Below are 12,269 nucleotides of genomic sequence, written 5' to 3'. Positions count from 1 at the left end.
GATCCAAAATGTCTCTTATTTAATGATTTTTTTATGTAGATCTACACGCTGTTTTTAGAAAGAAACCATCAGCATACTGAACAATTAATCTCCTCAAGTTGATATTATCCATAATTCTCTAACTGTACATGTCCTTACATCAACACAGTTAAAGATATTCTTTGCTAATTTTATTGATCGATCACAATTCTTAAGATTGAATAGCTTTTATGAGAACCCTCCAGATTGTCATTGTGTGAGCATATTAAAGTGCTCTGCCACAAACACAATAGTTAAGGATAAACTTAAACTTTTGGCAAGCGGTATCCATTATGGTAAGCTGCCGAAATTAATTGATCAGCCTCAGCCATACCAAAAGACCACGTATCTGGATTCCAATAAATTTTCTTTCCTGTACGGTATGCAATGTTACCCATTTGTGAGAAAATTGCAATTTCAGCACCTGCTTTCACAGGACAGTTTAAAGTAGATGAATCTCTACTTTTAACGGCTTCGATAAAGTTAACGGCATGCAGGTCCAATCCATCATCCACGGCACGTTGAAAAGCAACCCCCTCCATACGTCCCTTTTCGGGTATGACCTCCCAACCACTCCGATTCAGTACTAATGTTCCGTTATTTCCAATAAATGCCACCCCATGGTCCTTTCCGTAAGGACCTCCGTCAATACCAGTAGCATGCTCCCACTGAATATTAAAACCCTCAAATTCGTAGACCGTTGTCAAAGTATCAGGAGTCTGGGCAGCATCTTGCGGATAAGCAAATTTTCCACCAGAAGCCATAATTGAAATCGGTGTGGATGCTTTCATTCCCAGTAGTGCATAATCAAGCATATGAACACCCCAATCCGTCATTAATCCACCTGCATAATCCCAATACCATCTAAAATCAAAATGAAAACGATTTGGATTAAAAGGCTGTTTCTTTGCTGGACCTAACCACAGATCGTAATGGACACCAGCAGGGACTGGTCCATCTGGCTTGACCGGAATACTTTTCATCCATCCTTGGTATGCCCATGCTTTTACCAGACGTATTTTACCCAACTTACCAGAGTGTACAAAAGCCACAGCATCTTTAAAATGCTGCTGACTGCGTTGCCATTGTCCCACTTGTACAATTGATTTATTTTTCTCTACAGCTACCATCATCGCGCGGCATTCTGCGATCGAATTGCCCAAGGGTTTTTCAACGTAAACATCCTTTCCTGCCTGACATGCTTCTATCATCTGTAAACAATGCCAGTGATCAGGAGTACCGATCACCACCACATCCACGTCCTTACTTTTTAATACATCACGATAGTCTGTATAACCTGTAGCGGTAATGCCTCTTTCTCTAAGTTCTTTTATCCGCTTCTGAAGGACATGGTTATCAACATCACAAAGCGCTGTACAGACCACATCAGAATGCTTTAATAGGGCATTAAGATCGGACCAGCCCATACCATTGATACCAATAGCGGCAACACGGATCTTACGATCATCCCCTACTCCAGCATATAGTTTAGGAAATATAGCCGTCAATCCAGCCATTGTAACAACGGCTGTTGAATTTTTAATAAACTTTCTTCTTGATGTGTTATTCATAATCGTTTGCAGTTTGTTCGTTTATTTTTGGTCTTCGAACGAACGCACAGAGGTCAGTGCATCAGTTCAATTTATATGTCTCAATGACATTTAATATATAAAGAACCGTATTTTATTTAACAAAAACAAAAAAATAATAAAACTGTACCAGGTCAAGTTTGGGAACGCTGCCCTATCATACAAGATCAGCCTATTTTAAAACCGCAATTAAATAATCTTTACAGGGCTATTAATTTATTTTCAAAATCAGTACCTTAAAGATATGCACCTGAATGAAGATCCACATCATTAAAAATATTAGCCATCATGCCCTCATATCCCTGTCGTTCCTAACATACTACTGGTATCTCTGGTTAATTTGCAACTACCTTAACTCTGCTCCCATAAATACACCTTATCGTTGCTCATCTACACATTCAGCAACAAGATCTTTTCCCTGTTAAGATAAAGTTAAATACCCAAACTTTCTTGGGTATGAAGTGTTTTTTAACTATATTAACAAAACACACAACAAATATCAGTTTTAAATTAAATTTCTGATTAATAAAATGTAAAAGTTATGATATTAAAAGAACAATTACAGAAAATCGCCAATGTAAAAAGTATTCCTTGTGTAACCATATCACTGAATACACATCGTACGCATCCCGACAACCTGACAGATGCAGTTTCATTGAAAAATTTACTTAAAGAAGCCGAGGATCGATTGACTTCAGAGTTTGATAAAAAAACGATCGCACCACTATTAGAAAAAATACAGACTATAAGTGCTAAAATTGATCTCAATTATAGCTTGGACAGTTTACATATTTTTCTATCCAATGATACCGAAGAAATTATAAAATCCGCATGGCAGACCAGCCACCAAGGTGTCCATATCGCCGAAAGATTTGCTGTACGCTCACTCATCAAATCCAACAATAGAAGTACCAATTATGTATTGATGTTACTGTCTCAGAGTGGTGTACATATTTATGAGGCCGTCAATGATAGCATAATCGGTGAAATCACTAATGATGACTTTCCTTTTGCTGAAAATACACTTCAAGTTGAAAATGCAGACCAGGGCAGCAATGCCCGGAAAGTGGACAACATGGTGCGCGAGTATCTAAATCATGTCGATAAAGCATTCGTAAAAGTGCACCACGAAACTGGATTGCCCTGCATCGTGATTGCTACAGAAGATAATTACAGCAAACTACAACAGGTAGCCGATATACCAGCTGCTTATATTGGTCATGCCGCAATCAATTATAATCATGTAGCTCCTCATGAAATCGTCAAACAATCTTGGAAGATTATTGAATCCCTACAACAGCAAGAACGCACACAAGCCATCAGTCAGATGAAAGAAGCTGTTGGGACAGGTAAAGTACTGACCGACTTACAAGAAATCTATCAAGCGGCATTAGATGGTCGCGGAGAGCTTCTGATCGTTCATAATGATTTTGCGCAACCAGTGGTCATGCTAGACGAAAGAACTTTTGATCTAGTAGAAGATACAAACCACGAAAATGCAGTTGATGATATTGTGAGTAATATCGCTTGGGAAGTATTGTCAAAAAAAGGTCGTGTGGTCTTCACAACACAAGAAGATTTAGCCGATCTAGGAGAAATAGTCTTACAAGTTAGGTATTAATGACTTAAAACAGTCTCACTCATCCATCCTGATCAATGGCAAAGTATACCATACATCAGGATGGATGAGTATCCTGATCAAAATTTAAATGGATAGATTCTTTACAAAATCATAATATTCGCTTAATAAATATGCCGCAAGGACAATTTACCTTTGCTCAGGTATGGAACATATTAAAGCAATAAAAGAAGATAACCATCAAATTTTCACTCAGGTCTATGACCAATATCATACCCAAATTTATAGCTTTATTCTACTAAAAACCCGTTCCGAATACATTGCTGAGGAAGTAACACAACTTACGTTCATCAAATTATGGAAGCAACGAAACCAATTGAACGAACAACTGGGCATTCATATCCAAATTTTTGGAATGGCTAGACAAGTGATGATCGATTTGCTCCGAAAAGAGTCTAACCGTTTTAAGTATGAAGGCGAATCGGCAAATACCCCATTCACCGACAGTTTGATAACTGCTATCGAAAGTAAAGATATCTTGCAGATCATGGAGCAGGACATCGAAAATATGCCCAAAATGCGTCGTATTGTTTTTGAATTGAGTCGTAAACAAGGACTCACGCATAAAGAAATTGCTCAGCTCTACTCCATTTCCCCAAAAACGGTCGAACACCATATTGGCAAAGCGCTTATGCAACTCAAACAGCATATATATTCGATTATGCTCTAGGTGACATATAGGTATCTTACACAAATTAGACACTCCATTTCGCAACCATTAACTTATTCATAATAAGATAAATAAAATTACAAATACTTCCGTATTCCATCCATCCTAGATTAAATAATTGTTAAGTCGCTAGGGATAGCCTGTCGAACCACGTAATGCTATTATGAGGTTCAGAAAAAAGAAAACAGGCAATCAGCAGAAAAGTGTGGAAAAGCAATTTATCCGAAAATATTTATGGAAAGATCCATCCATCATTGAAGATATATTTCCTGATCAAGAATGGCAGTCCCATGAAGGAGATCCTACTCAGATCACTCCCTCAACTAAAATGGCACAGTACATCCGTGACAGAATCAACAAGGAAAGTAAACCTCTAGAACAGCATTCCAATAGCAAAATTGATCTCAAACGGGTTACCTATTATGCCGCTGCTTCGGTCATCGTATTGTTATCATTAGGTATTTGGTTTTGGATAAAACCAGCTACTTATATCAACAGTCCTAATCTAGTCGAGCAACAAAAAAAAACAAGTATTAAAGAGGATACGATCTGGATTTCATTAATCAACAACCAGACATCCATCCAGACACATACTTTGCCTGACCGCTCTAAAGTTAGATTATTTGCGCAAAGTACAATCCGTTATCCAAAACATTTCAGCAACCAGAACCGCATCATCTACTTAGATGGGAAAGCCTATTTTTCAGTTGCAAAAGATGCCTCACGTCCCTTTAGCGTATACGCTAGCGGAACAAAAACAACTGCTCTGGGCACCTCTTTTACTATTGATACACGCAAACAAGCAAAACATATATCTGTGACACTCCATACCGGAAGAGTTGTCGTTGCTTCAACCGCTCAGCACCCTGCATTTGAAAATGTATTCCTAAAAAACAGCGGAGAATCGCTATATTTTAATACGAAGATGCATATCATAGCGCATCATGCGGGTGTTATTAAACAAGCAGTAACAGCGATCAGTACTCCTGACCAGAATAAGACAAGCCCTACTTTACTTCAACTCAACAATATTCCATTGTCTGAGGTTTTTGTTACCCTCAATACGACCTATAACGCTTCAATAGAAATAGGTGAGCAAGACGTAGCTAACATCCAATATACAGGCAGTATCGATCCACAGCACGAAACACTGCAAGAAGTACTGACAGTGATCTGTCTCATCAATGACCTGCGTTATGTGCAAGAACCGGATGGTTCTTATACCATCTATCGTCAAAAAGAATCCATAACCGATCAGCTTATCAATCCATAAATCAATTACTAATAAAATCATGTTTAACAAACAGAACCAATTCAGAAAAAGCATGTTATTCTTTGCACTGTTTACTGCAGGGTTTACCCAAGTACAAGCACAGCAGGAACAAGTAAAGGGAGCAACACAAGATGAAAATGGCAAGTTTTTATCTGGAGTCAGCATTAAAGCCCTTCATCGGGAATCGGGTAAAGCTTTCACGACAAGTTCTTCCGAAAAAGGACTTTTCTCTTTTCGCAATCTGCCCGAAGGTGGTCCCTATCAATTTATATTTTCTTCGGTAGGTTTTCGATCAGATACCCTATCCGGTTACCGTGTCCAACCTGGAAAACCATTGGCATTAAGTGTCAAGCTTACCCCCACAGCAACGACATTGGATGAGGTGGTTATCGGATATGGCCGTATCGCCCGAAAAGATCTTACCAGTTCCATTACGACCGTCAAAGCAGAAGATATGAATGTTGGTGTCATGACCTCTCCTGCTCAGATGCTTCAGGGTAAAGTACCGGGATTGACCATATCTACCAACAATAGTAATCCCAATGCCGCACCTTCGGTCAGTTTGCGTGGCGCTTCGACCTTAAGAAGTGGAGAAGCAATGGAACCGTATTATGTGATCGATGGAGTGCCTGGGGCATCACTTGCGCTTGTGGCACCAGACGACATCCAGTCGATCGATGTCTTGCGCGATGCATCGGCAACGGCTATATATGGATCCAAAGCCGCCAATGGTGTAATTATCGTGACGACCAAACGCGGTAAAGCTGGACAGGCAAGTATCAGTTACAACGGATATTTGGCAATAGACAAAATCGCTAAACGGTATGAGATGATGACCGGAGCGCAGTATAGACAGTATATTGCTGACAACAAATTTTCGATGGAACCTACAGATGACCTCGCTGAAAATACCGATTGGCAACGCGAGGTAGCACGTACGGGCATATCCAATAATCACAATGTATCCCTTATCGGTGGTACAGAGACAACGCAATATAGTGCCAGCCTCAATAGCTTTAAAAACAATGGTGTGATCAAAGGAACAGATTTAGGCCGCCAGATCGCGCGTGGATTTGTACAAACCAAAGCACTGGACAATCGCCTGACTGCTTCTTTCAATATCAATACCAGTATCACCAAACAAAATGATGTCCTAGCGCTTGGCGATGGCTTAAGTGTATACGATGCCATGTATTATTATTTACCCGTATCTCCGGTCCGGACAGAATCTGGTGCTTGGTTTGAAAAAACAGATCGTTCTCAATATGTTAATCCCGTGTCATTGATAGAAGAGAATACGAACTATACCAAAAGCAAAATGATACAAGCGCATGCCAAAGTCGGTTATAAAATATTGCCCAGCCTGACCTATAACATTGACCTCTCCTTACAGAACCGTCAGTATAACAATGCGCAATACTATTCTAGTTTATCCATGGCAGCACGTAATCAAAATGGAAAATCTATCCGCGCTGCAGTAGAAGATGAACGCAAGATCATGGAGATGAACCTGAGCTTTGATCGCACATTTGGAGATGTACACAAGTTTTCAGCGTTAGCCGGTTATTCCTGGGAAGAAAACAATAATAATGATGGGTTTCAGTTGACGACTTCGGACTATTACGATGATGGATTAAGCTATTATAATCCAGGTATGGCCAATGTTGTGGATATCTTGGGGTTTGGTAACTATTACCTTTCGACATTACGTATGATCTCTGTATATGGAAGAGTAAATTATGCTTATGACAATAAGTACCTTTTTCAAGCTACAGTAAGACGAGATGGATCTTCGGCATTTGGAGCCAACAACAGATGGGCGACTTTCCCCTCCATTTCGGGAGCATGGAGACTATCCGAAGAATCCTTTATTCGTGATATGAATTTCTTCGATGATCTTAAATTGCGTGCTGGTTATGGCGTCAGCGGCAATTCTTTGGGCTTCGATGTATTTACCGCAAGACAAGTCTACGGCGCCACATCAAGTTTCTACACCGATGCTTTCGGCAACGATCTTCGGACGCTCGCAGCGCTTCGTAATTCAAACCCAGATTTACGATGGGAACGCACTGGGATGCTCAATCTAGGTCTAGATTTCGCATTTCTCCATAATAGATTAAGTGGTACATTAGAATTTTACGATAAAAACACCACGGACCTCATTTATGATTATGCCGTTTCCACGACCAAGTATTTGTATCGATCATTAACAGCCAATGTCGGTGAAATCAATAATAAAGGAATCGAGCTCTCCCTCCATGCTATTCCGGTAAAATCAACACATTTCAATTGGAACACAGGCATCGTGGCATCCCATAATAAAAATATAGTAACCCGTATTACCAACCAAGAATTTTCGACTGACTATGTAGATTTAGCAGACTTAGGTGGAGCCGGTCAAAGTAATGCTTTTCAGCAACGGCTTCAAGAGGGTGCCCCAATTGGTCAGTTCTACACGTGGGAATGGGCTGGTTATAATGATGCAGGTATATCAACCTTCTATGTACGCGATGCACAAACCAAACAAAGGACAGGTGAAACCACCATCACGCCAACCAATAAAGATCGCACCATCACCGGAAGTGCGCAACCAAAGCTAACTTTAGGATGGAACAATACGTTAACCTACAAAAACTTTGCTTTAACCGGTATGTTTCAAGGAGTATTTGGTCACAAGGTCATGAATGCGACACGAGCACGCCATTCCAATGTTGTGGGCAATGCCGGTCAGAAAAACCTCCTAGCCAGTGTGATCGAGACGGAAAAAGCAACCGATATCAATGCACACTATTTATCAGACCGTTATCTGGAAAATGGCAATTACCTACGCTTAGCCAACCTCGGACTGTCCTACAACATTCGAAATATCGGTGGCCAATTGAAAAACATCAAGCTTTATGCTACCATGAACAATGTATTTGTCCTCACCAACTATAAGGGGGTAGATCCTGAAGTGGATCTTGGTGGCCTCACCCCTGGTATTGATAACAGGCAGACCTATCCACGCACCCGAACCATCCTGTTAGGTGTAAACTTTAACTTATAATCAGCATATTTTATCATGAAATCAAAACCATATTTACGTCTTTTTACCCTATCTGCATTTGCGGCAACTTTAGTTGCCTGTACCGATTTAGATGTAGACATCAAATCACAGTATACCGAATTTCCAACTAGTGATAGAGCAGCAGAAGCCATATCAGCAGATGTTTATGCTGCATATCGAGCTGCATTAGGCAACAATCACTGGATGGCGCAAACCCTATCCTCTGACGAAGCCGTAAGCCTTTCTTTGGGTACCGATTGGTATGATGGTGGTCGATTCCGCGAACTCCACGTCCATAATTGGACTCCTGATAATGCCATCCTGCCAACGATGTGGAATGCAGCTATGTCCGGTATCAATCTTTCCAACAATGTACTGGCTATTTTTGGGGATAATGAAAGTGATAAAGCCGCACCAATGCGCGCCATGAGAGCTTACTTTTACTTTATATTGATGGACAATTTTGGAGGAGCACCACTGATCACCGGCAAGGTTGATCAAATTCCAGATCGCTCCTCACGATCTGAAATTGCCAACTTCATCTCCACCGAATTATTAGCTGTTCGAGATCGTTTGCCCAAAGAAGTTTCTGCCTCCACATATGGTAAAGCAACACGTTACATGGCAGATGCTTTGTTAGCCAAATTATACCTCAATTGGGCCGTATATACTTCGAGTGATGTCGCAAACTACACCGCAAGCATGCCCAATGAAAAACTAGCACAAGTAGTAGCGATGTGCGATGACATTATTGGGTCTGGTCAATTTAACCTCAGCAGCCACAAGTTCATGGAAAAATTCCGTCCCGACAATGGACCGCAGATCAAAGATTTCATATTTGCTATGCCTTTCGATCGAGAGAAACAGCAAGGAATGAATTATGCACGCTTTTGGATACACCGCAGCGGACAAAATCAATTTGCCAAACTACCACAAAGCGTAGGCGGCACATTTCGCGTATTACCTACTTTTCTAGCCAAATTCAACCTGACGGGTGATGACAGAAATGCGGCTTACATGGGTGGACTTCAATATTATTGGTCTGACTATACTCCAGATTTAACACGTCCATTTTTAATCAAAACTTCTAAAAAAGGGATCGATCAAGACTATGCCGGAAGCGATGCTAATGTCACTTTTGACTGGCATATGGAAACGACCAAAGAAATCAAACTTCGCCCAGATGGGGGTCCGACACTCAATGCAGGTAATGATCAAAAAGGGCGATCAATGGGCTACCGGTCGGTTAAATTTTACATGGATGTAAACGTCACGGCTGCAAATAATAGAAACCAAAGTAACGATGTGCCGATCTTCCGATATGCCGATATTTTATTGATGAAAGCCGAAGCGATCTTGCGGGGTGCAGCACCTACTAATGGGGAAACACCCATGTCGCTCATGAATCAAATACGTGCCTATGTCCATGCTCCTGCATTAACTGCTCCACCTACTTTAACCGATATACTGGACGAGCGAGCAAGGGAATTTTCTGATGAATCTTGGCGCAGAAATGATTTGATCCGTTTTGGCAAATTTGAGGAAGACTGGGGATTCAAATCTTTATACAGCGCAGGATATTCAGAACGCTTCCGCCGTATATTTCCTATCCCAAGACCTGTGATGGAAGTGAATACAAAATGGAAACAGAATAACGGGTACTAATCACAGTTGAACATGAAAAGAAGAGCATTTGTCATCAGTACCTTGAGTACTGCTATGGTCAGTAGACTTTCTGCTTTACCTTTAGGTCCTATAGTTGCTGGATCAACAACAAGAATAGAAAGCGCAGATATCGATAGCCGCGCTTTGCTAAGAGACGAGTATGATCTGCATTTTTTAGCTGTTGGCGATTGGGGACGCAATGGTGCTGATCATCAGATCCAGGTGGCACAGCAAATGGGCAAATGGGCCAGCGAACATCCCAATGATTTTATCATCTCGACAGGTGATAATTTTTATCCTTCAGGTGTTGCCAGCGAACACGATCCGCTATGGCATTATTCATTTGAAAATGTCTATACCGATTTCTCTTTACAATGGGATTGGTATCCGATCTTGGGAAATCATGATTACAAGTCAGATCCAGATGCCCAGATACGCTACAGCAGCATTAGCCGGAGGTGGAAGATGCCAGCACGTTATTATAGCAAAACATTTAAGATCAAGGATGACGTCGAGGTGCTTTTCGCTTTTATAGACACCAATCCATTGATACCCGAATTCTATCAGAATAGCGAATATGGGCCCCATGTGACGGGTCAACAACCTGAAAAACAAATCGCTTGGCTAGATGAGCTCCTTCAATCTTCTAAAGCAAAATGGAAGATTGTAGTGGGGCATCATCCGCTATATACGGCAGGTCCACGCACGGAGAACTATGATACATTAGCCGTCAGGAAGGTCTTGCAACCCTTGTTAACCAAACATCGGATTCCATTATACCTGTCTGGACACGAACATTCTATGCAGCATTTAAAGATGGATAACAATTGTTTTCATCAGTTTATTTCAGGAAGCGGTTCTGAAGTGACTCCCGTTAAAAAGGGTTTAAGTTATAGTCGCTTTGAGGCCTCTATTTATGGGTTTATGTACTTCTCCCTAAATCAGGATCGATTACAGGTGCAGTGCATCGACCACCAAGGAAACGTTATTTATAGCACCATCCTTTCTATCGATACACCGTAAACAGGAGCAATAAAACAATCTAGTAATACAAGGAGATACAGATTTTGTATCTCCTTTTTTTCCATACCTTAATTAAAAATTATAGATTATTTTACATAAAAACCACTCTCACGCCTTTTAGAACCAGACTCCTATTTTTCCATATTGACCCATCTCTTCAACAGTTGCAATAATATCCAATTTGGTGATACATAGTGTTGCTAAGCTAAATTTTTCTTGATCTTGTTAAACTCATCATCCATTGCACCCCTTTTCATGATCGCTAAAAATGCTGCTAGGACATCAATAGCTAACGTATTTATACCAATTGTATCTATCAAAATTTTTCAAATAGATACGATGAAGTCTGGATTAAAGACTATTATAGAAAAACGAGCACGCTTTCATTTGTTTGTTTTTTGTAACTTTGAAAAATGGAAAAGACACAATCAATCGAAGATTTTTATAAGACCAAGCTCAATTGGGTGCCTGATAATATCCGGAAAGAGATTGGCCATTTTAATGTATTTAGATTAGATGATTTTGTAGGTAGCCATGCCAAACCGGTACCATACAGTAGGAAAGACTATTATAAAATCAGCTTAATTATTGGCAAAAACAAAATTTATTATGCCGATAAGGAAATCGAGATAAAAAAGCAAGCACTTTTATTTGCCAACCCTCAGATCCCCTATAATTGGGAATCAATTGATGACGAGCAGTCCGGTTTTTTCTGTGTGTTTACGCCTTCATTTTTTCATCATTTCGGAAACTTAAGAAATTATGAAGTCTTCCAGCCTAATGGAACTCCAATTTTTGAACTTAGCGACGAACAAACCGAAAAGATAAAGCATATCTACTTGACTATGTTCGAAGAAATTGATTCGGAGTATGTACATAAATACGACGCATTGCGAAATTTGGTGTTTGAAATTCTGCATCAAACCTTAAAAATGCAGCCCGCAAAAAAGATCGAAAAACAGGAAATCAATGCTTCACATCGTATCGCTATTTTGTTTCTGGAATTACTAGAAAGACAATTTCCTATTGAAGATACCAGACAAAGGGTACATTTTCGTTCTGCATCTGATTTTGCTGGTCAACTTGCAGTGCATGTCAACCATTTGAGCAGAGCAGTCAAAGAAATCACCCATAAAACTCCCACCCAAATCATTGCCGAACGCTTGCTACAAGAAGCCAAAGTTCTTTTAGTCCAAACCGATTGGAATGTATCTGAAATTGCTTTTGCATTAGGCTTTACCGAAGTGACGCATTTCAATAATTTCTTCAAAAAACATTTAGAAATTAATCCCACGAAATTTAGAAATGTTAGAATTTCGTAAGTTATTGTTAGCTTTTCGTTATCC

At 40.2% G+C, this 12,269-nt stretch carries 8 protein-coding genes; 7 read left to right on the top strand and 1 reads right to left on the bottom strand.

From position 1 onward, the window contains the following. Nucleotides 1-284 precede the first annotated feature (284 nt). The gene (locus MUB18_RS13500; protein WP_248753433.1) at nt 285-1,589 is read right to left on the bottom strand and encodes a Gfo/Idh/MocA family protein; all 1,305 of its coding nucleotides are present in this window, start codon (nt 1,587-1,589) and stop codon (nt 285-287) included. Nucleotides 1,590-2,148: 559 nt separating this feature from the next. On the opposite strand from MUB18_RS13500, the gene MUB18_RS13495 reads away from it, so the two are divergent. From MUB18_RS13495 to MUB18_RS13465, 7 genes are all read left to right on the top strand, one after another. Next, a complete protein-coding gene (locus MUB18_RS13495; protein WP_248753432.1) occupies nt 2,149-3,228 on the top strand; it encodes a hypothetical protein in 1,080 nt (359 codons plus the stop codon). Between the two features lie 163 nt (nt 3,229-3,391). Then, a complete protein-coding gene (locus tag MUB18_RS13490) occupies nt 3,392-3,916 on the top strand; it encodes a sigma-70 family RNA polymerase sigma factor (RefSeq protein ID WP_248753431.1) in 525 nt (174 codons plus the stop codon). 163 nt (nt 3,917-4,079) lie between these two features. Continuing rightward, nucleotides 4,080-5,189, top strand: coding sequence for a FecR family protein (locus tag MUB18_RS13485; RefSeq protein ID WP_248753430.1), 1,110 nt, complete (start codon nt 4,080-4,082; stop codon nt 5,187-5,189). Nucleotides 5,190-5,208: 19 nt separating this feature from the next. Further along, the gene (locus tag MUB18_RS13480; protein WP_248753429.1) at nt 5,209-8,235 is read left to right on the top strand and encodes a SusC/RagA family TonB-linked outer membrane protein; all 3,027 of its coding nucleotides are present in this window, start codon (nt 5,209-5,211) and stop codon (nt 8,233-8,235) included. Between the two features lie 15 nt (nt 8,236-8,250). Beyond that, nucleotides 8,251-9,900, top strand: coding sequence for a RagB/SusD family nutrient uptake outer membrane protein (locus MUB18_RS13475; protein WP_248753428.1), 1,650 nt, complete (start codon nt 8,251-8,253; stop codon nt 9,898-9,900). A 12-nt stretch (nt 9,901-9,912) separates the two neighbouring features. Continuing rightward, the gene (locus MUB18_RS13470; RefSeq protein WP_248753427.1) at nt 9,913-10,923 is read left to right on the top strand and encodes a purple acid phosphatase family protein; all 1,011 of its coding nucleotides are present in this window, start codon (nt 9,913-9,915) and stop codon (nt 10,921-10,923) included. A gap of 413 nt (nt 10,924-11,336) precedes the next feature. Continuing rightward, nucleotides 11,337-12,245 carry a helix-turn-helix domain-containing protein gene (locus MUB18_RS13465; protein WP_248753426.1) on the top strand — a complete coding sequence of 303 codons (909 nt, stop codon included), beginning with the start codon at nt 11,337-11,339 and terminating at the stop codon, nt 12,243-12,245. Nucleotides 12,246-12,269 lie beyond the last annotated feature (24 nt).

Source organism: Sphingobacterium sp. PCS056 (assembly GCF_023273895.1).
Classification (GTDB): domain Bacteria; phylum Bacteroidota; class Bacteroidia; order Sphingobacteriales; family Sphingobacteriaceae; genus Sphingobacterium.
This window is presented reverse-complemented; position numbering and strand designations above follow the sequence as displayed.

Bases quoted from the DNA above. Each gene is read 5' to 3' on its own strand.
- MUB18_RS13500 (WP_248753433.1), bottom strand. From the start codon at position 1,589: ATGAATAACACATCAAGAAGAAAGTTTATTAAAAATTCAACAGCCGTT.
- MUB18_RS13495 (WP_248753432.1), top strand. From the start codon at position 2,149: ATGATATTAAAAGAACAATTACAGAAAATCGCCAATGTAAAAAGTATT.
- MUB18_RS13490 (WP_248753431.1), top strand. From the start codon at position 3,392: ATGGAACATATTAAAGCAATAAAAGAAGATAACCATCAAATTTTCACT.
- MUB18_RS13485 (WP_248753430.1), top strand. From the start codon at position 4,080: ATGAGGTTCAGAAAAAAGAAAACAGGCAATCAGCAGAAAAGTGTGGAA.
- MUB18_RS13480 (WP_248753429.1), top strand. From the start codon at position 5,209: ATGTTTAACAAACAGAACCAATTCAGAAAAAGCATGTTATTCTTTGCA.
- MUB18_RS13475 (WP_248753428.1), top strand. From the start codon at position 8,251: ATGAAATCAAAACCATATTTACGTCTTTTTACCCTATCTGCATTTGCG.
- MUB18_RS13470 (WP_248753427.1), top strand. From the start codon at position 9,913: ATGAAAAGAAGAGCATTTGTCATCAGTACCTTGAGTACTGCTATGGTC.
- MUB18_RS13465 (WP_248753426.1), top strand. From the start codon at position 11,337: ATGGAAAAGACACAATCAATCGAAGATTTTTATAAGACCAAGCTCAAT.